Source organism: Halomonas alkaliantarctica (assembly GCF_029854215.1).
Lineage (GTDB): Bacteria > Pseudomonadota > Gammaproteobacteria > Pseudomonadales > Halomonadaceae > Vreelandella > Vreelandella alkaliantarctica_A.
This window is the reverse complement of record NZ_CP122961.1, coordinates 1,217,966-1,243,568: the sequence shown is the minus strand read 5'-3', so window position 1 is coordinate 1,243,568 and position 25,603 is coordinate 1,217,966. Positions and strand designations below refer to the sequence as shown.

Sequence of the window (25,603 nt, the reverse complement as noted above, 5' to 3'; positions counted from 1 at the left end):
GGCAAGAGCCAAAAAGGGATCGAAAGGATGCGTCAGCCGTTAAGTCGCGAACTGAGCAATTTGTTAGAGCGGGGGCGGGATCGCCAGTTGCGCTTAGCGGTCACCGGCCTCTCCCAAGCGGGGAAAACCGCGTTTTTAACCTCATTGGTCAACCAACTGCGTCATGCGGGCGTTGAGGCACGGCTCGATTTACTGCCCGCTGCCCGGGAAGGACGCCTGCTGGGCGCCCAACGGCTTAACCAGCCCGACCTGGGCGTGCCGCGTTTTCCCTACGACCCCGGCATGGCGGCACTGCGCGATACGCCGCCGCGTTGGCCGGAGCCCACCCGCGGCATTAGCGAGTTACGCTTACAGCTGCGCTATCGCCCGGCCCGCAGCGGTTGGTTAACCCCTGAAATAGCCCACCTTACTCTGGATCTATTCGATTACCCCGGCGAGTGGCTACTTGATTTACCGCTTCTTCAGCACGACTTTTACAGTTGGAGCCAAGCCCAAGCACTGCATGAAGGCGAACAGCGTCGCGGCCTATTTAGCGAATGGCTTGCCGCAGTGGAGCAGCTCGACCCCGCTGGTGAGGCCGATGAAGCCCAGCTCGCCGCCCTGGCCGAGGAGTATGCCCAAGGCCTTCGCCGCGCCAAAAAGGCCGGTTTTTCCGACCTGCAGCCGGGGCGATTTTTGCTTCCTGGCGAACTTGAGGGTGCGCCGGTTCTACAGTTTTTCCCGCTACCGCAGCTCGATACCTCTCAACACAACACATCGAGAGAAACGCTGGAAGCACTGCCTGCCAACAGCCTTTACGCTACCCTGGCAGCACGCTTTCGCTACTACCAGCAGCAGGTGGTCAAGCCCTTTTATCGCGATCATTTCCGCCGCTTTGACCGCCAGATTGTACTGGTAGATGTGCTGGGCGCGCTCAATGCCGGGCCGGAGCGCTTTGAAGACCTTTCCCGTGCGCTGCGCCAGTTAATGCACAGCTTTGACTATGGCCAACGCAGCCTACTGACGCGCCTCTTCGCGCCTAAAATTGACCGGCTAGCCATTGCCGCCACCAAAGCCGATCACGTCACTCCCGATCAACACGGCCATTTGGTGCAGCTGTTAGAGGCCCTGCTGGCAGAACCTCTCAAAGACCTACGCTTTGCCAACGTGCCGGTTAAAGCGCTCTCGCTGGCAGCGATTCGGGCCACTGAAGCCCGTGAGGTAACCCATGAGGGTAAGCGCTCACCTGCTCTGCGAGGCACCACATTGGAAAACGAAGAGGTACTGGTTTACCCCGGCGATGTGCCCGCTCGATTGCCCGCTGCCGATTTCTGGCAACAGCAGGGCTTCGACTTCCCCGGCTTTCGTCCGATGCAAACCACGTCAGAAGCGCTGGATCATATCCGCATGGACGCCGCCATCGACTGGCTGATTGGAGATAAACTGACATGACCACCCCACAGCCACGTCGTCACTTTACGCTGGATGACACGCCCGAAGAGGCCGCTGATGCAAAGATAGCCCTACGCCAGCGCGAAGCCTTTGCTGGCACTAGTGAGCATCATCCACTAGCGCCTCTACCTGAAGATAAAGCGCTACCTGCTGCCAGCTTAGGCGCGCCGCGTAAACGCCGCTGGGGGCTACTGTTTGCCCTGGTGGGTGGTGCCGGGCTAGGCACGGCAGAGCTGGTCACCGGCATTCCTGATGCGATGGCTCAGTCGCAGTGGCTCGCCATGGCTTGGCAACTGTTCGGGATCAGCCTGATTGGCCTAGGGGGCGTGTCACTGCTGAAAGAATTGGGCCGTTTGCGCCGTCTTAAGCGCCACGACAAACTGCGCGGCGACCTTGCCGAGCTGCCGCTACGCTCACCCAAGCAGGCCCGGGCGATGGCCGAGCAGCTAAGACGCCAACTTAAACTCGCCGACGATGACCCGCACTGGCTGGCCTTTCAACGCGCTTGTCAACCCCACCATAGTGGTGAGGAGATCCAGACACTGCTGCGTTATCACCTGCTAGCGCCGCGTGACCGTGAGGCCCAGCGACTGGTTACGCGTATGTCCGGTGAAACCGCCATCATGGTCGCGATCAGCCCGCTAACGCTGGTGGATATGGCGCTGGTGGCCTGGCGCAGCTTGGCGATGGTGGATCGACTCTGCCGCCTTTATGGCCTTGAGCTCGGTTACGCCAGCCGCCTGCGGCTGTTTCGTAACGTACTGCATAACATGGCGTTTGCCGGTGCCAGCGAACTGGCCACCGACGCCAGTATGGATATGCTCTCGCTGGATTTAGCCAGCCGCCTCTCCGCACGCGCAGGCCAAGGCCTCGCCACCGGGTTGCTGAGCGCACGGCTGGGGTTACGCGCCCAGCGGCTCTGTCGTCCGGTGCCCTTCACTGCCGATGAGCAACCCAAGATTGCCGACCTACGCCAAGACCTTTGGCGGCAAATCAAGCGGCTCGACAAAGAAACGGTGCCGCAAAACCGCTAATCACGTAGTCGACAACCAGCCTGTTTTCGGTCACAAGATGGGATTCAACGCTACTTATCCTCATGATGCATGTTTAACATAGCATCCTCCAATGAGGAGACGTAGTTTATGAACCATACCAATGAGCCTGAGTCGCCTTCGGTAACGAGCGACATGCAGACCGACTATGTCGTCGGTCAGGACAATATCAAGGGGCAGTTTGGCCCCATCGGTTTCGACATCCATAACCGCGTTTTTGTGGTATCCGCGCTTGCCTCCGCTATCTTCATCGTCCTCACCCTGCTGTTTCCAGAGCGAGCGGAGAGCGTTTTTCAGTCCATTGTTGCCTTCTCTACGGGCACGTTGGATTGGTATTTCATGATACTGGTCGATTTCTTTATTCTGTTTTGCTTAGCGCTGGTGGTTCTGCCCTATGGCTCCGTCAGGCTGGGCGGGGCCGATGCCCGACCGGATCACAGTTACCTCTCCTGGTTCGCCATGCTGTTCACCGCGGGGATCGGTATCGGTCTGCTGTTCTTCGGCGTGCTCGAACCGGTTTACCACGCCAATGTCTCGCTTCCCCTGGGCATCACATCACCCTTCGGCGCCGATGGGGCGCTGAACCCAGCGGCTATTGATGACGCCAGCGCCATGGGGCTTGCGGGTACCTATCTGCATTGGGGTATCCATGGCTGGGCGGTGTATATCGTCATGGCGCTGGCGCTGGGGCTATTTACCTACAACAAGGGCCTGCCTTTCTCGATTCGCTCGGCCTTCTTTCCCATTCTCGGTGAGCGTGTCTGGGGCTGGTGGGGCCATGTGATCGATATCCTGGCGGTGTTTTCCACCCTTTTTGGGCTGGCAACGTCCCTTGGGCTCGGCGCCCAACAGGCCAATGCGGGGATGAACTTCGTCTTTGGATTGGAAGTCAGCATCTTGACCCAGGTTATCGTTATCATTCTAGTGACGGCGGTAGCACTGGTGTCGGTTTGGCGTGGTCTTGAGGGTGGCTTGAAGAAGCTCTCCGAGATCAACATGATTCTGGCCGTTCTGTTCTTCTTTTTTGTGCTCTTCGCTGGCCCCACGCTTTTGGCGCTAACCGGCTTCTGGTCGGGGCTGACCACCTATGTCACGGATTTTATTCCTCTATCCGCGCCCTTTGGTCGTGACGACGATGCCTACCGCCAGTCTTGGACGATTTTCTACTGGGCTTGGTGGATTAGCTGGGCACCTTTCGTGGGGATGTTTATCGCCCGCGTTTCTCGGGGCCGCACGGTGCGGGAGTTTATTCTGTGCGTTTTGCTGGTTCCCAGTCTGTTTATCTTTATCTGGATGGGCGTCTTTGGCTCAACCGCGCTTGAACAGCTCTATGCTGACCCGGCGGCTAGCCTGGTGAAAGAGTATGTGATCGATAACTACAGGCCCGAGCTATCGCTGTTCGGCATGTTGAACGAACTGCCGTTGACGGGCCTGATGTCGACCCTGGGCATCGTTCTTGCGCTGATCTTCTTTGTCACCTCCTCGGATTCCGGTTCCTTGGTCATCGATACCATCACCGCCGGTGGCAAAATCGACGCGCCGCGGCCGCAGCGGATGTTCTGGGCAGTCATTGAGGGCCTCATCGCGATTGTGCTGCTGATTGGCGGTGGTCTGACCGCCCTTCAAGCCGGGGTCACCGCCACTGCTATTCCGTTCTCGATTGTGATGCTGCTGATGTGCTACTCGATCATCAAGGCGCTCAATGGCGAGCTGCGGCTTATTCGAAAGTAACCCCAGAAACTGACACCGTTAGACAAGTGTAAAAAAGGCCCCTTCGCTGCAATCAGCAAGGGGCCTAATTATTCAGACCAAGTTCGAATCAAAGCGCTTAAGCAATACGCTGCTCGGTCTCGGCATCAAACAGAATCGCCCGCCCCATATCGACCCTCAGCGATAGGCGCTCCCCTGCCGCCACCGCGCATTTAGGCCCAACACGGGCGGTCACTTCCTGTTCGCCAAGGGGTAAACGCAGCAAGATATCCGCCCCGGTAGGCTCTACCACCGCCACACTGGCGCTTAGCAGCGTTCCTTCGGCTTGGGACGTTAACCGCTCATCCTCTTCGCTGAAGTGCTCTGGGCGTAGGCCAAGAATGACCGGCTGGTTAAGCCGTTCGGCCATATCTGGGGCAATACGCTCTTCCGGCCAGGGCAGCACCAGCTCCTCCTCACCCGGCGTGGTAATGCGCAGTTGATAACCGCCGTTGTTATCTTCCAGCTTGGCGCGAACGAAGTTCATCGAGGGCGAACCCATAAAGCCCGCCACAAACATATCCACCGGGTTGTTGTAGACCTCATCCGGCGAGCCCAACTGCAGAATATGCCCGTCGCGCATCACTGCAATGCAGTCGGCCAATGTCATGGCTTCGACCTGGTCGTGGGTGACGTAAACAATGGTGGTGCCCAGGCGCTGGTGAAGCTTTTTGATCTCGGTGCGCATATCCACGCGCAGCTTGGCGTCCAGGTTGGAGAGTGGCTCGTCGAACAGATACACCTTGGGCTCCCGCGCCAACGCACGCCCCATAGCCACCCGCTGGCGCTGCCCGCCGGAGAGTTGGGCAGGCTTCCGTTCCAGCAGGTGAGTGATCTGCAGTAGATCGGCTACCCGCTCCACCGCGGCTTCCCGCTCGGCTTTGGGCACCTTGCGCATCTCCAGCCCGAAGCTGATGTTCTGGCGTACAGTCATGCTGGGGTAAAGCGCGTAGGACTGAAATACCATGGCGATATCCCGATCCGCGGGGGTGCGCCAGGTTACGTCTTCACCATCGATATAAATATTGCCGGACGTCACTGGCTCAAGCCCGGCAATGGCGTTCATCAGCGTGGACTTACCGCAGCCTGACGGCCCAACCAGAATCAAAAACTCGCCGGAATCGATGGAGATACTAACGTCTTTGAGCACCCGCTCGCTGCCGAACTCTTTACGCACGTTGTGGATTTCTAAAGCTGCCATAATGAAAATCCTATTCTAAAGCGACTGACAAACTCCATTCATCTGGATTGGTCAGAAGCAGCCCTCCGCGGGGGCGCTGTGAACCCATCCCTGGGCGCTACTTTCGCCATCCTTGGCGAAAGCCCCCCGCTACGGGCTGCTTCTGACCTTCTAAAAATGGTTGCCACTCACCTAGTTGTTATTAGCCTTTAACGGAACCGGCTGTCAGCCCGCGCACGAAGTATTTTCCCGCCAGCACGTACACCACTAGGGTGGGCAGCGCGGCAATCATCGCCGCCGCCATATCCACGTTGTACTCGCGCACACCGGTGGAGGTATTCACCAGATTGTTGAGCGCTACGGTAACGGGCTGGGTGTTGTGGGCCGAGAATGCCACCCCAAACAGAAAGTCGTTCCAGATTTGGGTGAACTGCCAAATCACTGAGACGACAATAATCGGCGCCGAAACCGGTAGCAGAATGCGCCAGAAGATGCGGAAAAAGCCCGCGCCATCCAGCTTTGCCGCCGATACCAGCTCGTTGGGGATACCCACGTAGAAGTTGCGGAAAAACAGCGTGGTGAAAGCGATGCCAAAGACCACGTGAACCAGGATCAACCCGGCGCGGGAGCTGGAGATGCCCAGCCAGCCAAGGGTTTGCGCCATGGGTAGCAGCACCACCTGGAAAGGAATAAAACAGCCAAACAGCATTAATGCGAAGACTAATTCAGACCCTTTAAAGCGCCACTTGGTCAGCGCGTAGCCGTTAAGAGCGCCAATGGTGGTGGATATCAGCACCGCTGGAATCACAATCGCGAAGGAGTTCCAGAAGTAGCCGCCAACGCCATCGCAGCGCATGCCGGTACAGGCTTCACCCCAGGCTTTTGTCCACGGTGCGAAGGTGGGATTTTGCGGAAATGAGAGCAGCGACCCGGCGCTGATTTCGCTCAGCGGCTTCACCGAGGTCATTAGCATGACTACCAGCGGTAGAATATAGAACAGCGCGGCGAGGATCAGCACGCCATAGAGCAGGCCACGGCCCAGCCGCGCAGCGGGCGTCTGACGACGAATCACATTAGCCATGCTTGCGGCTCCTTAATTCGGAGTAGAGATAAGGAATCAAGATCGCCAACACGCCGCCCAACATCAGCATCGCGCTGGCCGAGCCCAAACCTATCTGCGCCCGGGTAAAGGCGTGGGCGTACATAAAGGTGGCAGGTAAATCGGTGGCATAGCCCGGCCCACCGCCGGTGAGCGCGACGACCAGATCAAAGCTCTTAATGGCGATATGGGCCAAGATCATCACCGCGCTAAACACCACCGGACGCAGGCAAGGCATTACCACACGCAGATAAATCCGCGGCAAGCTGGCGCCATCTAGTTGTGCTGCTTTGATAATGCTGTCATCGATACCCCGCAAGCCAGCTAAAAACAGCGCCATCACAAAGCCTGACGCCTGCCATACGGCGGCAATCACCAGGGTATAAATGGCCATATCCGGGTCGACAATCCAGTCAAAGCGAAACGACTCGAAGCCCCAGCCTTGAACCATCGCTTGAATGCCCAGCTGCGGGTTGAGTAGCCACTTCCACACTACCCCGGTCACGATAAACGACAGCGCCATGGGGTAGAGGTAAATCGTGCGCAGCGCGCCTTCCTGGCGAATTTTTTGATCGAGCAGTATCGCCAGCAACGCGCCTATCACCAGGCAAACCACCACGAACAGCACGCCAAAAATCATCAGGTTGGTCGAGGCGACCCACCAGCGCTCATTAGCCATCAGGCGTGCATATTGACCAAAGCCGACAAAGTCGTAGCTGGGCAGCATGCGCGAGCTGGTGAGCGAGAGCACGAACGTCCACAGCATGAAGCCGTAAACAAAGAACAGCGAAATGGCCACCGACGGTGCCAACACCAAGCGAGGCAGCCACGCCTGCAAACCGCCGGATGGCGTCGACCGCTTAGCGCCAGCCCCTAAAGGCGTCGCAGAGGTATTTTTCATGGGGAGGGAATCTCTCATTGGAGAAGTATCCTTGCCAAGCAACATAGTGTCCTTGCTAAGCAACATAGTGTCTTTGCTAAGCAAAATAGGCGCCGCCGTTGCAGCGGCGCCTGAAGAACGCTAACGCTAGAAAAGCCTAGAAAGAGGCCGCTTCGGCAGCGCTCACCATACGTTCTGCCGCTTCTTCAGCAGGCATATCGGCGTCGTTGAAGTAGTTGGTGACCACGTCAAAAATGGCGCCCTGAATATCCGCACGTACGGCCATGCCGTGAGCCATACTGGGCACTAGACCACCCTCTTCGGCAGTGCGCTGGAAATCAGCCAACGACTGCTGGGCACAGCTATCGAATTCGCTCATGTCCAGATCAGGCCGCGCAGGAATCGAGCCTTTGGCAAGGTTAAACGCTTCCTGGAAAGTAGGCTCAAGCACCAGGCGGGCTAACGCTTGCTGCGCTTCGCGCTCCTCGTCGTCGCTGACCCGGAACATGGCCAGACTATCGATATTGAAGGTGAACGCATCTTCGGTGCCAGGTGCTGCGGCACACAGGTAATCTTCCCCGGCGGTCAGGCCAGCCGCGGTGAATTCGCCTTTCGCCCAATCGCCCATCAGCTGAAAGCCAGCAACCCCCTGAATCACCATGGCGGTAGCGACATTCCAGTCGCGCCCTGGCATGCCTTCATCCATCAGCTCACGGGTACGTTTGAAGTCTTCAAGGGCATCGATCATTTGCTCGCCACCCAGGGCCTCTGGGTCTAGTTCTACCAATGCCTGCTGATAAAACTCGCTCCCCTGGCCCCCTAACAGCACGCTTTCGAAGACCGTCGCGTCCTGCCAAGCCTGACCGCCGTGAGCCAGCGGTACGAAGCCCGCTTCGCGGATCGCCTCACCTGCCTCGAATAGCTCATCCAGCGTGGTGGGCATCTCTACCCCTGCCGCGTCCAGCACTTCCGGGTTGGCCCACAGCCAGTTTACCCGGTGCACGTTGACGGGTACCGCCACGTATTGACCATCGTGACGCATGATATCGGCCACGACGTCTGGCAGCAGTTCATCCCAGCCTTCCGCCTCGGCAACATCGTTCAGGTCACCCAGCAAACCAAGCTCGCCCCACTCCTGAATCTCGGGCCCTTTGATCTGGGCGGCGGAGGGCGGGTTGCCTGACATGGCACGAGACTTAAGCACCGTCATGGCGGTCTCACCGCCACCACCGGCCACGGCAAAATCCTGCCAGCCGTAACCTTCGGCTTCCATTAACTCTTTAAGCACGTTGGCAGCGCGAGCTTCACCACCGGAAGTCCACCAGTGCAGCACTTCGACTTCATTCGCTTGAGCGGTGGTGGCGAGCGTGGCACCTGCCAAAGCAAGCGCGAGGGTCGTCTTCTTAAACGTCGACATGGAGTCACTCCTTATATTGTTATTGTCCTCTCGGACGTGCGACATCCAAGAGGTTACGCCAAGGCGAGCGTCAACGTGAGTTACCGAGTACTGCATAGTGTTGGGGTTTTATTACAAACCTGTAATAGTTTCCTGGCGGGGCAGTATCAGCGTTACCACAAGCCCACCATCGGCATGGTTGGCGAGCGTAATATCGCCACCGTGGGCACGGGCAATATGCCGGGCAATACCCAACCCCAAGCCGCTACCGCCAGTGTGTCGGCTGCGAGAGGGCTCCAGGCGAACAAAGGGCGAAAACACCCGCCCCAACTGCTCTTCGGGTATACCTGGGCCGTGGTCACGAATACGCATGGTAACCGCATTACCGTGATCAACGAGTTCCACATCCGCTTGCTTGCCATAGAACACTGCATTCTCAAGCAGGTTCGCCAGGCAGCGCTTAAGCGCCAGCGGTTTGGCAATCAGTGTTGCGATGGGGTGAGTGCTTTTAATCTCGATAGTGACCTTACCGCCTTGAAGGCTAAGCTCTTCGACCAACTCTTCGAGCAGGTGCGTGAGATCAACGGGCGTGGGTTCCTCATGCAGATCCAAGCCTTTCACCGAGGCCAAGGCGCCTTTAACGAGGCTATCCAGTTCATCCAATGAAGCGCAAAAGCGCTCGCGCTGATAGTCGTCATCAAGCATCTCGGCGCGAAGGCGCATGCGGGTCAAGGGGGTCTTTAAATCATGGGAAATCGCCGAAAACAGCCGTTCGCGCTCCTCAATCTGCTCGCGAATACGCCGCTGCATACGATTGAACGCTACGGCGGTGGCGGCCACTTCTTTGGGGCCGCTCTCCCGTAGCGGCGGCATATCCAGGTCATCACCCAACTGATTCGCTGCCCGCGAGAGCCGCGCCAATGGCCGGGTCACGCTGGTAATACCCAATAGCGAGAGCGCCAGCACGCTCAGCAGCACCAGCAGCCCGACCAACAAACGCTCTTCAGAAAGCCAGCGATAGCCGCTGAAAATATCCGGTACGCCCAGCAGCGTGGCGACATACAGCCAGGTGCCTGGGGCAAGTTCCAGTTGAACCACTAGAATCGGCGGAGAGAGCGGCTCCATCAGCAGGCTGTGCTGTCCCCAGCGCGGCGGCAGGTCGTAAAGCAGTACTTCATTATTCAGCACTCGCAGGTTTTCCGGGCGGGAGAACTCGACAATCACGTCGTCAATATTGAGCTGCTGGGTGAGCACCGAACGCACGTTGTTCACCACCACCTGTTTTTCCGGCCCCGAGCCGATATCGTCGATGGTCAGCCTGCGCTCGTTGACGCTAACAAAAAAGCGCGTGCCGCCCATATTACGCAGTTGATCGAGCACAATATGGCGGTAGTCAACGGGCAGTGAGCGGAAAAACTTCATGGTGGAGGCGATGCTAAACGCCATGTTGGTGGACAGCTCATCCAGCTGTGCCAAGTGGCTGGAGCGCACCTGGGAAGTCCATATGGCGTAGCTGGCCCCTTGGGCGACCAGCACACCGGCGATCATAATAATCACAAAGCGCCCGCGCAGCGACGCCGGGAGCCAGCGGGCAGCTCGTCGGGATAAGCGTCGACAAATGGTTGCCCACTCCAAGCGTCTCACGTTAATGCATCTACCTGGGCGGTTAACACATAGCCTGCCCCGCGCACAGTGCGAATCAACTGCGAGTGTTGGGCGTCTTCACCCAGCCGTTGGCGTAGGCGACAAACGTGGACATCAATGGAGCGGTCTAGCGGCGGCGCATCCCGCCCCCGGGTAAGCGCATAGAGATCATCCCGTGTTAGCACCTTGGCCGGGTGCTCTAAAAACACCTGCAGTAGTTGAAAATCAGCCCCCGAAAGCGCGGCGCGCTCGCCCTGCAGATCAATCAGCTCGCGGGTCATGCGGTCGAGCTGCCAATTGCCGAAACTGACCCAGCGCGCCTGCCCCGCAGGCAACGCTGGCGGAGCACAGCGGGTGCGCCGCAGTACCGCTTTGATGCGCGCCAGCAATTCGCGGGGATTAAACGGCTTGCCCAAGTAGTCATCAGCACCCAGCTCCAAACCCAGAATGCGGTCTGTCTCATCGGCACTGGCGGTGAGCATTATGATCGGCACATCGCTGTGCTTTCTAACGTCGCGGCAAATGGTAAAGCCGTCATCACCGGGAAGCATTAAATCGACAATCAGCAAGTCGGGGGCGTGTTCAGCACGCAGCGAATGCAGCGCTTGGGCGCCGTCCGCTGTGAATACCCGGTAGCCATGGCGCCCTAGGTAGTCAGCAAGTAGTTCACAAATTTCCGGGTCATCGTCGACCACAATCAAAGTGGCAGGGGTTGTCGTCATCGCAGCGGGTTCAGCCCTACACTGTTGTCGTTATTGGGCCTTGATGATGGTCGAGGAGATAAGTAGTAGCAATACGGCTACGACCAAGGTTGCATTAGTTTTTACCGTTGCCTTTACCTAGTCGCTAAAGCCCAAACCGTTTTTTCAACCACTCGGCAACAGCCGCTTCGCTGTGGTGGCCGATGCGCTCGGCGCCCTTTATACGTTCGAATAGCTCAAGGTGAGCGTTGGCCATTACCTGGGCTTCTCCGGCTAACACAAGCATTTCGGTGTCATTGAGATTGTCACCAAATGCCATGCAATCGGCTGCCGTTAATTCTAAACGTTCCAGCAGTGAGGCTAGCGCGACGCCCTTGTTAACGCCGCCCGCCATGATCTCCAGGGAGTCAATCGTCGAGTAGGTGATGTGTAGCGCATCGCCATAGGCTTCATGAGCCTGCTTTTCCAGCTGTTTCAGCGCCTCTGGATCGCCTAGATAGAGCACTTTGCCCACGCCATTAATATCCATCTGATCCGGCGGCACGACGTCATACCCAAACCCGGTAGAGGCATGAAGTGATAATAGATGTGGAGCCTCTGCATCTATATGCCAGCCGCTTTCACGGTAGAGGTTCAAGCGCACCTGGGGCGGGCGTGGCAAACCAATCAGCGTTTTCGCATGTTCAGGCTCAAGGTGATTAGCCGCCAGCAAGGTATCTTCCGGGTCGTGAACATAGGCGCCGTTGGTGCTGATCAAGTGTGCGGGAATATCCAACTGGTCACGAAACACCTTCATATCGTGATAGTGGCGGCCAGAGGCGAGCGCGATATGATGGCCTTGCTTCACCAATGCTCTTAGCACATCGATGGTGCTTTCGTGCAGAGTATGGTCGCTTCCTAATAGGGTGCCATCCAGGTCAGAAACAATCAGGCGGGGTGTCATAACGCGCTCCATGAGTATGGGCATTTAGCTTAACCGATTCCCTTGAACGCATGTAAGCCTTTGACGTGCCGTCACTGGGGCCAACTTCGCATGGCGACAATTGGCGCAGCCAGCGGGAATCCGTATAGTGGCACCCTAACTCTCGCCAACTGATTGAGCTCATGCTTCAGAATAACTCCATGCTTGCCCAGCTCAAGCAACAGATTCGTCAAACCACCCCCCGTGCTGAAGGGGTGATCAAAGCCACCGACAAGGGTTTCGGCTTTCTCGAAACCGACGACGGTGAATCTTATTTCGTGCCACCGCCCGCCATGAAGCAAGTGCTTCACGGTGACCGTGTAGAAGCGGTTATTCACGAGAACGGTGACAAAAAATCCGTTGAGCCCGAGAAGCTGATTGAAGCTGGGCTGGATCGGTTTGTTTCCCGCGTGCAGAAGCGCGAAGGCCGCTTAGCCGTGGTTCCCGACCATCCGTCGATTAAAAACGTTATCAAGGCACGGATTAAGAACAACCTTGATGAAGACACCTTTGCTGACGGCGACTGGGTCGTTGCTCGCTTGGTGCGCCATCCGCTAAAAGCCGATGACCGCGCCTTCTTTGCCCAAATTGATGAGCTGGTCGCTAAAAGCGATGATGCGGCAGTGCCATGGCGCGTCACACTTGCCCGCCATGCGCTGGAGCAAGAGTGCCCCGATGCGGGCACCGACTGGCCGCTGATGGATGAAGGCCTGACTCGCGAAGATTTAACGTCCACGCCCTTCTTCACCATCGATGGTGAAAAGACCCGCGATATGGACGATGCGCTGCACGTCGCTGTTCGTGCAGAAGGCGGCTGGCAGTTGAGTGTCGCGATTGCCGACCCTACCGCTTATGTGGAAGAGGGCCATGCGGCTGATTTAGAAGCCCGCACTCGCGCCTTTACCGTTTACCTGCCCGGCCAGAACGTCACTATGCTGCCAGAGCAGCTAGCGGATGATCTCTGCTCGCTGTGGGAAGGCAAGGATCGCCCCGCGCTGGCGTGTACGCTGGATATCAATGCCGACGGTAGCCTGGGCGAGTACCGCTTTTTTGCGGCGAACGTTAAATCTCACGCCAAGCTCGTTTACGACAATGTCTCCGACTGGATCGAAGGCCAAGGCGACTGGGCACCCGCAGATGAGATCGCCGAGCAGCTCACCGCGCTGCGTGATTTGACCGAAGCGCGTACCGCTTGGCGCAATGAACATGCGCTGGTGTTTAAAGACCGCCCCGACTACGTGTTTGACCTCGACCCCGCTGGCAACGTATTGGCGGTGCGCACCGAAGAGCGTCGCATTGCCAACCGCATGATCGAAGAGTCGATGATCGTGGCTAACGCCTGCTGCGCGGACTTCCTGGCCCAGCATATCGGTCACGGTATCTTTAACGTGCACCGCGCCTTTGAGCCAGAAAAAGCCGAAGCCGCCCAGGAGTTCCTGGCAGGTCAGGAGATCGTGGTCGAACGCGAAGCGCTCACCGAGCTGGCCCGCTATACCGAGCTGAAGCGTGCGCTGGAAAGCCGCGATGATGCCTGGTTGGATGCGCGTCTGCGCCGCTTCCAGGGCTTCACCATGATGTCCGCACAGCCCGGCCCGCACTTTGGCCTAGGCCTGGCCGCCTACGCGACATGGACCTCGCCAATCCGTAAGTATGGCGATATGGTCAACCACCGCCTGATCAAGCGCGTGCTGAAAGGCGAACAGGCGCCTGCCGAGGCTACCCAGCAGCTCACCGAGCAGTTGACGGAGCGTCGCCGCCTGAATCGCATGGCCGAGCGCGATGTAAAAGACTGGCTCTATGTACGTTACCTGACGCCCGCTGCGCAGAACCAGGATACGTTTGAAGCCGAAATCATGGCTATCAACCGTGGCGGCATGCGCGTTCGGCTGCTGGAAAACGGCGCAACAGCGTTTGTGCCCGCCCCCCTAATGCACAGTGACCGCAGCAAAGTGGTCATTGATGATAAAGAAGGGCGTATCCAGATCGAAGGCGAAGAGCGCTACAAACTTGGCGACCCGCTTCGCGTCATCTTGACCGAAGCCCGCGAAGAGACCCGCTCGCTGGTAGCTAAACCCGCTGCGTAAATTGCACGTGATCAATCGCAATAACCAACAACGGCGCCCTGGGGCGCCGTTATTGGTTCTATCGTTCAGGCCGTTATTTGGTCAGCCCTATCGGCCACATCAAAGTAAATACATAGCTTCTGATTTAAAACTCTGCTTGTCTTGCCGCCGAGGGTAAGGCCATTTTCGGTTTATACTCTGATGCCTTTTGCACAATTGCCTCATCTATTTGAAAGGCAGCTACCAGCTCGCGAAGACGACCAGCCTGATCTTCCAGGGAAAATGCTGCATTAGTCGATTGCTGAACCAGTGTGCTGTTTTGCTGCGTAGTAGAATCCATTTCAGTAATAGCAGTATTGATTTGCTCAATGCCGCTACTTTGCTCCCGAGTAGCAGAGGATACCTCGACCATCAACATAGCCAGGCGCTGGATCACCGCTTCCGTCTCACCTATGGTCGCAGCGCCTCGCTCCGCTTGATCAGAACATAGCTTTATTTTGCTACGCGTATCATCGAGCATGCTGCGTATTTCACCTGCTGAAGCGGCACTGCGGCTTGCTAACGCACGAACTTCTGTTGCCACCACCGCAAACCCACGGCCTTTATCACCCGCACGCGCCGCTTCAACGGAGGCATTTAAAGCCAGGATATTGGTTTGAAATGCAATGGTATCGATGGCCTCCACGATCTTATCCATGCTAAGCGATGCGGCTGTCACTTCGCGCATTAATTCCACGCTACGGGACACTTCTTCACCACTGGTTTGCATCTGCTGCGAAGCATTATGGGCCAGCGTATCAGCCTCTTTGGTTGAATCACTGTTCTGGCGAACAGTGGCCGTCATCTCTTCCATGCTGGAAGCCGTTTCCTGCAAGGCAGCTGCTTGCTGCTCAGTACGAGCGGCAAGCTCCTGCCCGCCTTTGGCAATCTCATTGGCACCGTGCAAAACATTTTCGCTTGAGTCACGTAGCGAGGCGACCAGCGTCGTAAGCTCTTTGCTCATGTGAGCCATAGAACTCAATAGCTGTGCTGTTTCATCACGTCCGGTGAATACAACATCGTGGCGCAAATCTCCTTCTGCTACACGCTGGGCGACCTCAACGGCTCTTCGCAACGGCAGTACGATACTTCGCGTAATGGCAATAGCCAGTGCCACTGCCATCAACAGCGCCACTCCCGCGAAGATGCACAGTTGCCAAAGTGCTAACCGGTACTCAGCGTTTATCGTTTCATTAGCGATTTGAACGCCCGAGTCCGCCACCGAGCTGATCTCATCAGCTAATTCCTCCAGCCGATAGATACTATCTTTATGTTCACCAAACGCTTGGTTGGCTTGGGAGGTATCGGAAATACTGCCTCCCTCGATTCGACGAAACACCTGCATGAAGCCCTCTTCATACCCCTGAAGAGCGCCTTGTGCCTGTTGATAGAGAGAATCTAAACTATCTTGGCTCGCGATTTCTTCTCCCTCCTGAAAGGCAGTCCGAATTGCCTCAATGGCCGCCACCCAACGTTGCTGATAGTCCTCTACCCGTTCGGGACTGTCGATATTGATAAACATATCCTTTTCATAACGCCGAGCAAGCAATGCCAACCGCTGAATCTCAGCAGCATTACTGGCTAGAGCAACATCCGTGTCCAAGGTTTTTTGAGCCGTATCCTTAGTAACGGTGATACCTACCACCCCCGCCACTAAGGTCCCCAAAAGAAAAAGCGAAACTAAGCCAAACGCTAACGCTAAGCGAGTGCCGATCTTGAACCGGGAAAGCATAGCCACATCCTAATAAGTAAGAGAGCTAGGATTTTAGGCGACAAAAATGAAAACTGTAACTCACCCTTTGCAAACTATTGTCAACTTTTATACAGAGTTAAAGAGTATCTACCCTACCCGCGCGTGAGCGAATATCGGCCAGTTCTATGACACTATCTGCCGATGCTGAAGGAAGAACCGCAGCATTTCCCGGGTAGCGTCAGGGCCTTGAGGGTCGGTATAGCTGCCCTTTTTACTACCTCCTGACCAAGCATGGCCCGCGCCGTGGATGCACCACTGCTCCATGTGTGGTTCGCCCTTCTCATTATGATGCGTGGTACGGGTATAGGCATGGCCATTGGCCACCTTCCCCTGCTCTACCGTCGCCCCTGCTTGGCGCGAGGTGCTGTACTGGGCGGCTACGCGATCCGCATTGCTGGGGTGCACGGTGGTATCACGATCACCATGAAAGATAATCGCTGGCACATCCGACGCCCATCCGGCTCCTTTTGCTTGATTACCGCCACCGAGCGGCCCTGTGCCGCCCTGCATTGCCCCCAAGGCATCGGGAAGACTCTGGGCCACGCCGTGGGGTAGTCCGGAGTGCACACCTACCGCCGCAAACAGATCTGGGTAGGTCATCGCCAGGGTGGTTGCCATGGCAGCGCCTGCCGAAAGGCCTGCAACATAGACTCGGGACCCATCAAGGCCATGGGTATCAATGATCTGGCGAGTCATGCCGGCAATAATCGCGGGCTCACCGCCCTCGCGCTGCTGATCTTCGGCCTTGAACCAGTTCCAGCACTTAGAGTGGTTGGCAGTCATCGGCTGGGCCGGATAAAGCACACAACACTGCTGCTCTTCGGCCAGTCGGTTCATCTCGGTTCCGACAGCGAAGTCATCGGGGTTCTGCGTGCAGCCATGCAGCATAACCACCAGCGGCAGCGCCTGACCGGTATAGCCGCTGGGGATATACAGTTTGTAATCACGGGTACCCACATGGTGGGTAAACCGACCGGCAGTGAACGCTCCTGGCTTTGCTTCCTCACTGGCACTCGATTGCTCGGGTTGCGCTATTCCACCGCGAAACTTCATCCACTTATCGCGCCAAACAGCAGGCACCTTAATATCGTTGGGCGTGAATGCTCCCGTTGGCGACGTAGCAGGCTCTGGCTCCGTTACCGTGTCTTCTTTATCGTTTACCTGCCAGGTTCCGTCGAAGGTATTGCCACCTCGGTAAGCGTTATCCGGTGTTTCCTCACGCCCAGCTTCGGGTACGTCGCCATGGAGGAGGGCCATGGCCTCGTGGAGCTTCCCTGCACGGGTGAGTCGCGTTGCTTCTTCCATTCGTTTCGACATAGTGGCGTCAATCATAATCAATGTCCCTATTTAGTCATTCAGTGGTGAGAGTTTCAGTGGATTCGATCCGCCAGAGCGGCCTTGACCGCTTTGCTGGCATTGAGTGCCCCCAATACAACCACCGACTCGATAGTGGCAAGAGCAAGCTCTGGTGTGACGTCGTCAGCTATGCTGGCCATGCCCAGCACCTGAATCTGTAACTTCTCCCCGGCTAACTGCAGGGCCTCTAGATCCGCACGGCTGTAATGCTCAAGACCCAACACAAACGCTTTACGGGTCACGGTTTCCTTAACGACCTCGGCATGGGTCGACAATTGATTACGAATAGCGGTGCGAATCAGATCGGTTCGATTGGAGTAAAAACCTTCCTGAACCAACAGATCGATCTGCCCCAGGTCGACCACCCCAAGGTTGATAGTGATTTTTTCACTGGAATCTCCGCCCTTGCGGCGCATTTCATGCACGCTCATGTGTCGTTCCTCGTTGTGCTTAAAGCATCCAATTGGATTCCATATACCATCCATATGGATGGTATATTAGTTCAGCCCTGCTAAGAGTCAACTAATAAGCAAATCAGAACGGCACATAAATCCAAGGAGATCGCCGGAATAGAAGTAAAGGAAGGGGCGTTGAAAGGGATTAACAGGAAATAAAAGCCTCGGCTCAACTGTCGCTGAACTGACTTATTTCTCCTTTATGGTGAAACGATGACAATCTTTGTGGTTGGAGGTTAGCTTGCACATTGCCGATGTGACGATGTTTCATGCACCCGCCAGCGGCGGTGTACGTACCTATTTACAGGCAAAACACCGCGTTTTTGCACGTGTTCCACAGCTGCGTACCAGCCTGCTGGTGCCGGGAGCAGAGCGCGATAGCCTGGGTGACCACCACACTTTACCAGCACTACACCTGCCTCTAGGCCAGGGCTATCGTTTTCCATTACGCTCCTCCCCCTGGCGGGATGCCCTGGTTGATCTCAAGCCTGACCTTATTGAGGCTGGCGACCCGTACGTAACCGCATGGGCCGCACTCGCAGCAGGTCAGCGGCTCGGCGTGCCGGTGGTAGGCTTCTATCACTCTGATCTTCCACGTTTGATGGGCGATCGCTTAGGGCGCTACATTGAGAAGCGCTTAACCCGCTATGTCACGGACCTTTATAGTCGGTTCGATAGCGTATTGGCGCCCTGTAACGCGATGGCGGATCGGTTGCGCGACTGGGGCGTCGATAACGTTCGCGTGCAGCCGTTAGGTGTCGATTTAGCGCAATTTAATCCTCAGCAGCGTGACCCGTCTTTCCGACAGACCATGGGCATACCCAGCGATAAAAAACTGCTGATCTTTGTGGGACGAAACTCACGCGAGAAAAATATCGATGTACTACTTTCAACGATGCGTCAGCTAGGCAGCGATTACCATTTGCTGCTGATGGGTCCCGGCATGCCGCATCATGTACCCAGCAACGTCACCATTGTGGATCGCTGCTGTGGCGCCCACGAGGTAGCGACAGCTCTGGCTAGTAGCGACGCACTATTGCACGCCGGCACCCGCGAAACCTTCGGCTTAATTGCCCAGGAAGCCATGGCCTGCGGCATTCCAGTGGTGGCAGCCAGGGCCGGGGCGCTGGCCGAAAACGTGCCGCTGGGTGCGGGTATCTTATGCAAGCCGCTCGACCCCACTGCCATGGCTGAGTCCTGTGTAGCGCTGTTTAGTAATGATGTCGCTGCTAGCGGGCGCTATGCGCGCCGCCATGTGGAGCGCCACTTCAACTGGGATGGCGTTATGCACTCACTGCTTGAGCACTATCAGCAGCTTTGCCACGGCAGCCAATCCTATGCACTCCACCAACACCACTAGTCGTCGCCAGCTACTAAAGTGGCGGCCTATCCACGGTGTGATGATTGCCTTGGCGCTGATTGCGCCGCTGGTGCTCACCGCCTGGCTGGGAGGGGACGAGGCGCTTCAGCACGTCAAACACTTCCCACTTGGATTGCTGCTATTGATGCTGGTGATGGCCTTTCTGTGCTGGAACCTAAATGCGGCGAGACTGCGTTTGATGTTGGGTGGCCGGGCAGGCAGGCTCGGCCAGCGCGGCGCGCTAGGTATTGAATTGGCGTCTAAGTTTGCGCTGTGCGCCACCCCAGGCGGCAGCGGTGGCCCAGTCATCCTACTGATGCTGCTTGCCCAGCGCGGCTTTCCACCTGCCAAAGGCGCGGCAGTGTTTCTGATTGATCAAGGCTGTGACCTACTGTTCTTCATGGCCATGCTGAGCGGCCTAGTGCTCTTTTCGGTGCTCAGCGATGCCCAATGGCCACACCAAACGCTCGTACAGTGGGCGCTGGTGGGGTTGGCGTTCATGGCGACACTGGTCAGTGTGGTCATGCGCTATCTGCCAAGTCTACTGCGCTCCCCTGGAGTGAACACGTCGTGGCCAAGCCAGTATCGCCGACGCTGGCTCGCACGGCGCCTATTGCGCTGTCGGCATGCGCTCAAGGTGACGCTAGAGCTGCCGCGCACGACGCTTCTCGCGATGATGCTGTTGACCACCGCCCATTGGCTGATGCGCTATAGCCTGCTCTATTTGGCGGTATTGGGAGTAGGCGGTCATGCAGATTGGATGTGGACCTTCTTAACTCAAATGCTGGCGATGGCCGCGAGTCAGCTTAGCTTTCTGCCTGGCGGTGCGGGCGCTGCGGAGGTAGGCGTGGGTGGTCTGTTGCTGCCGTTAATGGAGCGCGAGCAGGCTGCTGCAGCGGTGTTGGTGTGGCGGTTGGTCAGCTACCATCTCTACTTGGCAGCAGGCGCACCGTTATTTGTTTTATATAGCTATCGGATACTGCGCCGCTCATCAGCGCCATAGCTATTGAAAAGTGGCGTGCAACAACGAATAAGGGCGCCCCGAGGGGCGCCCTTATAGCGTGCAGCTAAACGTTCATGGCTTACCAGCCAGTCACTTCTTTCAGCGCATCGCCGATTTCAGCCAAAGAGCGCACGGTTTTAACACCGGCGTCCTCAAGGGCAGCAAACTTCTCGTCAGCGGTGCCTTTACCACCAGAGATGATCGCGCCCGCGTGGCCCATACGCTTGCCAGGAGGTGCAGTCACACCAGCAATGTAGGAAACCACTGGCTTGGAAACGTTAGCTTTGATGTAAGCTGCCGCTTCTTCTTCAGCCGTACCACCGATTTCACCGATCATGACGATGGCTTCGGTTTTCGGGTCTTTCTCGAACATCTCAAGGATGTCGATGAAGTTGGAACCCGGAATCGGGTCACCGCCGATACCTACACAGGTAGACTGACCAAAACCGTGATCAGTGGTCTGCTTAACGGCTTCATAAGTCAAGGTACCAGAGCGCGATACGATACCGACACGGCCCGGCTGGTGAATATGACCCGGCATGATGCCGATTTTGCATTCGCCCGGGGTGATAACACCTGGGCAGTTCGGGCCGATCAGGCGTACGCCCAGCTCGTCGCACTTCACTTTGGCTTCGAGCATGTCTAGCGTGGCGATGCCTTCAGTGATGCACACAATCAGCTTGATACCGGCGTTGGCCGCTTCAAGGATTGAGTCTTTACAGAACGGCGCCGGTACGTAGATAACGCTGGCCTCCGCGCCGGTTTTCGCTACCGCTTCTTTCACGGTGTTGAAAACGGGCAGACCGAGGTGCTCCTGGCCGCCTTTACCCGGCGTAACACCACCGACCATTTGCGTACCGTAGGCAATCGCCTGCTCGGAGTGGAACGTGCCCTGGCCACCGGTAAAGCCCTGGCAGATGACCTTGGTGTTCTTATCGATCAGGATGCTCATTACTTGCCCTCCGCCGCTTTAACGACCTGCTGAGCCGCGTCGGTCAGACTAGTAGCCGCGATGATGTTCAAACCGCTAGATGCCAGTTTTTCAGCACCCAGTTCGGCGTTGTTACCTTCCAGACGTACGACAACAGGTACATTGACGCCGACTTGCTCAACGGCACCGATAATGCCTTCAGCAATCATGTCGCAACGTACGATACCGCCGAAAATGTTAACCAGTACGGCTTTAACATTGTCGTCAGAGAGAATGATTTTGAACGCTTCTGCCACGCGCTCCTTGGTAGCGCCGCCGCCGACATCCAAGAAGTTAGCGGGCTTGCCGCCGCTTAGGTTGACGATGTCCATGGTGCCCATGGCCAAGCCTGCGCCGTTAACCATGCAGCCGATGTTGCCATCCAGTGCGACATAGTTAAGTTCCCACTTCGCCGCATCGGCTTCGCGCTGATCTTCTTGCGAAGGATCACGCATGGCCTGCAGGTCAGGGTGACGGTAAAGCGCGTTGCTATCCAGACCCAGTTTGGCGTCGAGGCAGTGCAGGTTGCCTTCGTCGGTAATAACCAGCGGGTTGATTTCTAGCAGTGCCAGGTCTTTGTCATGGAACAGCTGAGAAAGACCTAAGAAAATCTTGGTGAACTGCTTGATCTGGTCGCCTTTCAGGCCCAGCGCAAAGGCTAGCTCACGCGCTTGGTACGGCTGTGCGCCGACAAGCGGATCGATTTCGGCTTTGAGAATCTTTTCTGGCGTTTCTTCCGCAACCGTCTCGATCTCTACACCACCTTCGGTAGAGGCCATAAAGACCACGCGACGGGTAGTACGGTCGACAACGGCACCGAGATATAGCTCGTCGGCGATGTCAGTGCAGGTTTCAACCAAAATCTTGGCAACCGGCTGACCTTTTTCGTCAGTCTGGAAAGTGACCAAGTTCTTGCCCAGCCACTTTTCAGCAAATGCTTTAGCTTCAGCAGGATCTTTGATCAGCTTAACGCCACCCGCTTTACCACGGCCACCGGCGTGCACCTGGGCTTTAACCACCCACATGTCACCACCGATTTTTTTGCAAGCCTCTTCCGCTTCTTCGGGAGTGTCGACTGCAAAGCCTTTAGACACTGGTAGACCATAATCGGCAAACAGCTGTTTACCTTGATACTCGTGAAGATTCATCGATTCATGCCATTGGTTGCATGTGACTCGAACGATGATCAGTTCTTTTTTAAGAGCAGTCTTACAAGAACAGTCTTAAAAGAACTGGCCATCCCCGTTCTCTCGATCTTTGTGGATTAAGACAAAGCCGAAAGTTTGCGCCACCCTTAAAAGGTGGCGCTTCGTTGTTCAACTAAATTACTTACGCTTCTTGCGATTGGCCATATGAATCGCGTGGCCTTCTACCGCAAGCGCTGCTTCGTGAACAGCTTCCGACATGGTCGGGTGCGCGTAGCAAGTCAGGGCCAAGTCTTCGGCGCTAGAGCCGAATTCCATGGCAATCACGCCTTGGGCGATCATTTCGCCAGCGTGCTGCCCCACGATGTGCATACCCAGAATACGGTCAGTTTCCGCATCAGCGATGATTTTGGCACTGCCTTCGGTGGCATTGTTAGCCATCGCACGGCCGCTTGCCGCGAACGGGAAGGTGCCGGTTTTGACTTCGATGCCTTTCGCTTTAGCGTCTTGCTCGGTCATACCCACCCATGCAACTTCCGGGTAGGTGTAGATAACGCTAGGAATGGTGTCGTAGTTCATCTCGGCTTTATGGCCAGCGATGATATCCGCCACCATAATGCCCTCTTCAGAGGCTTTGTGCGCCAGCATCGGGCCACGGACACAGTCACCGATGGCGTAAACGCCCGGGACGTTGGTACGACACTGGTCGTCGACAAAGATGAAGCCACGCTCATCCAGCTCAACGCTAACGCCGTCGGCAATCACGCCTTTGGTGTACGGACGACGGCCAACACAAACGATGAGCTTGTCGAAGGTCATCTCTTGTTCGCCGTTGCCATCGCTGTACTTCACAACGACTTCGTCGCCTTTGACGTCAGAACCGGTCACGCGAGCGCCCAGTTTGATATCCAGACCCTGCTTCTTGAGCAGCTTCTGCGTCTCTTTAGCGACAGTGGCATCCACCATCGGCAGGAAGGAGTCCATGGCTTCAAGTACGGTGACTTCAGAGCCAAGACGGTTCCATACGCTGCCTAATTCAAGACCGATAATACCAGCACCGATAACGCCTAACCGCTTAGGTGTTTCGGTGAATTCAAGTGCGCCGGTAGAGTCGACAATCAAGCCTTCGGTCAACGGGGTCGGCGGAATTTCCACCGGTACTGAGCCTGCAGCGATCACGATGTTGTCGGCATCATAGGTAGTGGTGTTGCCGTCGTTGTCGGTGACTTCGACCTGCTTGCCGGAAACCACTTTACCGGTACCTTCAATAGCGGTAACGCCGTTGGCCTTGAACAAGCCTGAAATGCCGCCGGTCAAGTTCTTAACGATCTTGTCCTTGCGCGCCATCATCTTGGTAACGTCCATGGAGACGTCGCCAGCCTGAATGCCCATATCGTCGAAATCGTGCTTGGCCTCAACGAACTTGTGGGAGGCTTCAAGCAGCGCTTTAGACGGAATACAGCCCACATTCAAGCAGGTGCCACCGTGGACAACATTGCCTTCTTTACCGATCCATTTTTCAATACAGGCCGCTTTTAGGCCCATCTGTGCAGCACGAATGGCGGCAACGTAACCACCAGGGCCGGCACCGATAACGATCACATCAAACTTATCAGCCATGTTGGCTCCTTTAGCTTGCTGGCCTCCCCCCATTTTAACTCGAACCGGGCGGGAGGCTGTGTGCGATTGCAGATAAATCCTGGTTAAGCAGTAGCGCAATCAATACGACGCTTATGCTTTAGACATCCAGCAGCAGACGAGCCGGGTCTTCCAGCAACTCTTTAAGAGTGACTAAGAATTGAACAGCGTCTTTGCCGTCGATCATACGGTGGTCATAGGAGAGCGCCAGGTACATCATCGGACGGATCTCGACCTTGCCGTTGACTGCCATCGGACGATCCTGGATTTTGTGCATGCCCAAAATAGCGGTTTGCGGCGGGTTGATGATCGGGGTCGACATCAACGAGCCAAAGGTACCGCCATTGGTGATGGTAAAGGTGCCGCCGATCATGTCGTCCATGCCCAGCTTACCGTCACGACCACGCTTACCGAAATCAACAATCGTGCGCTCGACATCAGCAATTTTCATGCTGTCCGTGTCGCGCAGTACCGGCACGACCAAACCACGGTCGGTGGAGACAGCAACGCCGATATCCTGATAGCCGTGATAAACGATGTCGGTGCCGTCGATAGAGGCGTTCACATCCGGATAACGCTTGAGCGCTTCTGACGCCGCTTTTACAAAGAAGCCCATAAAGCCCAGCTTGATATCGTGAGCTTTTAAGAAAGTCTCTTTGTACTGCGCACGCAGGGCCATGATTTCGGTCATGTCCACTTCGTTGTAGGTGGTCAGCATCGCAGCGGTTTGCTGCGCCTGAACCAAGCGCTTGGCGATGGTCTGACGCAGACGGCTCATGGGTACGCGTTTCTCGATGCGCTCACCTTCGGCAGCCGGTGTAGCGGCTGCTTTCGCCGGTGCAGCCGATTTCGCTGCTTTCTTGGCGGAACCGTCTTTGACCGCTTTCTGAACGTCTTCTTTCAAGATGCGGCCACCTTTGCCGGTGCCCTCAATCTTGGCGACGTCCAGATCGTGCTCGGCAACCATTTTACGTGCCGCTGGAGCGAGGATTTTGCCACCGACTTTCTCGTCGGCGCCATCATCGTCACTGCCGCTATCGGCTTTAGCAGGCGCTGAATCGCCGCCGTTTTCGCTACCACTGTCGCCACCGGCACCTTCGGTGAAGGTCGCAAGAATCGCTTCGGATTCGACCTGGCTACCCTCTTCGGCTTTAATTTCAGCCAGGGCGCCATCCGCCGGTGCAACCACTTCCAGCACCACTTTGTCGGTTTCGATGTCGGCCAGCACCTCATCGCGCTTCACCGCTTCACCGACTTTTTTGTGCCAGGTAGCCACGGTGCCTTCCTGAATCGACTCAGGGAAGCTGGGAGCTTTTACATCGTGCTGCTTGCCGCCACCGCTAGCTTTTTTGTCTTCTTTCTTATCGTCAGACGGTTTGTCGTCAGATTTTTGCTCGGTTTTCTCAGCGCTGTCATCGCTAGAAGATTTCTCTTCTTTACTGCCAGATGCGCTGCCTTCACCGATTTTGCCTAATACCTGCTCTGACTGAACGGTATCGCCCTCTTCGGCCATTACGTCGGTCAGGGTACCCGCTTCCGGTGCGACAACTTCGAGTACTACTTTGTCGGTTTCGATCTCAACAATCAGCTCGTCACGCTCAACGCTGTCACCCGGCTTTTTATGCCACGCCGCCACTGTGCCTTCGGCAACGGATTCCGGAAATGTTGGCGCTTTGATCTCAGTAGCCATGTCGTTTCCCTTATATGTTCTCTAAACCCGGTGGCCGC

20 protein-coding genes are annotated in these 25,603 nt (G+C 56.5%); 6 read left to right on the top strand and 14 right to left on the bottom strand.

Going from position 1 to position 25,603, the window contains the following annotated elements:
* Window positions 1-27: 27 nt before the first annotated feature.
* The 3 genes from QEN58_RS05565 to QEN58_RS05555 all read left to right on the top strand — a co-directional run bounded on the left by QEN58_RS05565 (window position 28) and on the right by QEN58_RS05555 (window position 4,214).
* A complete protein-coding gene (locus tag QEN58_RS05565; RefSeq protein WP_280106151.1) occupies window positions 28-1,431 on the top strand; it encodes a YcjX family GTP-binding protein in 1,404 nt (467 codons plus the stop codon).
* Window positions 1,428-2,465, top strand: a complete 1,038-nt coding sequence (locus QEN58_RS05560; protein ID WP_280106150.1) for a YcjF family protein — start codon at window positions 1,428-1,430, stop codon at window positions 2,463-2,465. The genes QEN58_RS05565 and QEN58_RS05560 overlap by 4 nt, the downstream gene beginning before the upstream one ends.
* A gap of 108 nt (window positions 2,466-2,573) precedes the next feature.
* Window positions 2,574-4,214, top strand: coding sequence for a BCCT family transporter (locus QEN58_RS05555; RefSeq protein ID WP_280106149.1), 1,641 nt, complete (start codon window positions 2,574-2,576; stop codon window positions 4,212-4,214).
* Between the two features lie 97 nt (window positions 4,215-4,311).
* Here QEN58_RS05555 and QEN58_RS05550 read toward each other — a convergent pair whose 3' ends face one another.
* From QEN58_RS05550 to QEN58_RS05520, 7 genes are all read right to left on the bottom strand, one after another.
* Window positions 4,312-5,433 (bottom strand): ABC transporter ATP-binding protein, encoded by a 1,122-nt coding sequence (locus tag QEN58_RS05550; protein ID WP_280106148.1) that lies wholly within the window; start codon window positions 5,431-5,433, stop codon window positions 4,312-4,314.
* A 181-nt stretch (window positions 5,434-5,614) separates the two neighbouring features.
* The gene (locus QEN58_RS05545; RefSeq protein ID WP_009287309.1) at window positions 5,615-6,493 is read right to left on the bottom strand and encodes a carbohydrate ABC transporter permease; all 879 of its coding nucleotides are present in this window, start codon (window positions 6,491-6,493) and stop codon (window positions 5,615-5,617) included.
* Window positions 6,486-7,412, bottom strand: coding sequence for a carbohydrate ABC transporter permease (locus tag QEN58_RS05540; RefSeq protein ID WP_280106147.1), 927 nt, complete (start codon window positions 7,410-7,412; stop codon window positions 6,486-6,488). Before QEN58_RS05540 ends, QEN58_RS05545 begins: the two co-directional genes overlap by 8 nt.
* 136 nt (window positions 7,413-7,548) lie before the next feature.
* Entirely contained in the window at window positions 7,549-8,808 is a 1,260-nt protein-coding gene (locus QEN58_RS05535) for an ABC transporter substrate-binding protein (RefSeq protein ID WP_280106146.1), read from the bottom strand.
* 111 nt (window positions 8,809-8,919) lie between these two features.
* Entirely contained in the window at window positions 8,920-10,431 is a 1,512-nt protein-coding gene (locus QEN58_RS05530) for an ATP-binding protein (RefSeq protein WP_280106145.1), read from the bottom strand.
* Entirely contained in the window at window positions 10,428-11,153 is a 726-nt protein-coding gene (locus QEN58_RS05525) for a response regulator (protein ID WP_280106144.1), read from the bottom strand. Before QEN58_RS05525 ends, QEN58_RS05530 begins: the two co-directional genes overlap by 4 nt.
* A gap of 124 nt (window positions 11,154-11,277) precedes the next feature.
* A complete protein-coding gene (locus QEN58_RS05520; protein WP_280106143.1) occupies window positions 11,278-12,075 on the bottom strand; it encodes an HAD family hydrolase in 798 nt (265 codons plus the stop codon).
* Window positions 12,076-12,236: 161 nt separating this feature from the next.
* On the opposite strand from QEN58_RS05520, the gene QEN58_RS05515 reads away from it, so the two are divergent.
* Window positions 12,237-14,177 (top strand): exoribonuclease II, encoded by a 1,941-nt coding sequence (locus QEN58_RS05515; protein WP_280106142.1) that lies wholly within the window; start codon window positions 12,237-12,239, stop codon window positions 14,175-14,177.
* A gap of 124 nt (window positions 14,178-14,301) precedes the next feature.
* On the opposite strand, the gene QEN58_RS05510 is transcribed toward QEN58_RS05515, so the two are convergent.
* The 3 genes from QEN58_RS05510 to QEN58_RS05500 all read right to left on the bottom strand — a co-directional run bounded on the left by QEN58_RS05510 (window position 14,302) and on the right by QEN58_RS05500 (window position 17,735).
* A complete protein-coding gene (locus QEN58_RS05510) occupies window positions 14,302-15,927 on the bottom strand; it encodes a methyl-accepting chemotaxis protein (protein WP_280106141.1) in 1,626 nt (541 codons plus the stop codon).
* Between the two features lie 144 nt (window positions 15,928-16,071).
* On the bottom strand, window positions 16,072-17,280 hold the full coding sequence (locus QEN58_RS05505; RefSeq protein WP_280106140.1) for an extracellular catalytic domain type 1 short-chain-length polyhydroxyalkanoate depolymerase: 1,209 nt from the start codon (window positions 17,278-17,280) through the stop codon (window positions 16,072-16,074).
* A 38-nt stretch (window positions 17,281-17,318) separates the two neighbouring features.
* Window positions 17,319-17,735, bottom strand: a complete 417-nt coding sequence (locus QEN58_RS05500) for a CopG family transcriptional regulator (RefSeq protein ID WP_280106139.1) — start codon at window positions 17,733-17,735, stop codon at window positions 17,319-17,321.
* Between the two features lie 265 nt (window positions 17,736-18,000).
* On the opposite strand from QEN58_RS05500, the gene gpgS reads away from it, so the two are divergent.
* Both gpgS and gpgF read left to right on the top strand, forming a co-directional pair.
* The gene (gpgS, locus tag QEN58_RS05495; protein WP_280106138.1) at window positions 18,001-19,119 is read left to right on the top strand and encodes an N-acetylglucosaminyl phosphatidylglycerol synthase; all 1,119 of its coding nucleotides are present in this window, start codon (window positions 18,001-18,003) and stop codon (window positions 19,117-19,119) included.
* On the top strand, window positions 19,097-20,122 hold the full coding sequence (gpgF, locus tag QEN58_RS05490) for a glucosaminyl phosphatidylglycerol flippase (RefSeq protein WP_280106137.1): 1,026 nt from the start codon (window positions 19,097-19,099) through the stop codon (window positions 20,120-20,122). The genes gpgS and gpgF overlap by 23 nt, the downstream gene beginning before the upstream one ends.
* 79 nt (window positions 20,123-20,201) lie before the next feature.
* Here gpgF and sucD read toward each other — a convergent pair whose 3' ends face one another.
* The 4 genes from sucD to odhB all read right to left on the bottom strand — a co-directional run bounded on the left by sucD (window position 20,202) and on the right by odhB (window position 25,565).
* Window positions 20,202-21,074 (bottom strand): succinate--CoA ligase subunit alpha, encoded by an 873-nt coding sequence (gene sucD / locus QEN58_RS05485; protein ID WP_009287300.1) that lies wholly within the window; start codon window positions 21,072-21,074, stop codon window positions 20,202-20,204.
* Window positions 21,074-22,240 carry an ADP-forming succinate--CoA ligase subunit beta gene (gene sucC / locus QEN58_RS05480; protein ID WP_035577585.1) on the bottom strand — a complete coding sequence of 389 codons (1,167 nt, stop codon included), beginning with the start codon at window positions 22,238-22,240 and terminating at the stop codon, window positions 21,074-21,076. The genes sucD and sucC overlap by 1 nt, the downstream gene beginning before the upstream one ends.
* A gap of 177 nt (window positions 22,241-22,417) precedes the next feature.
* Window positions 22,418-23,857: a dihydrolipoyl dehydrogenase gene (gene lpdA / locus QEN58_RS05475; protein WP_280106136.1), complete on the bottom strand. Its 1,440-nt coding sequence runs from the start codon at window positions 23,855-23,857 to the stop codon at window positions 22,418-22,420.
* A 118-nt stretch (window positions 23,858-23,975) separates the two neighbouring features.
* Window positions 23,976-25,565, bottom strand: coding sequence for a 2-oxoglutarate dehydrogenase complex dihydrolipoyllysine-residue succinyltransferase (odhB, locus tag QEN58_RS05470; RefSeq protein ID WP_280106135.1), 1,590 nt, complete (start codon window positions 25,563-25,565; stop codon window positions 23,976-23,978).
* Window positions 25,566-25,603: the final 38 nt, after the last annotated feature.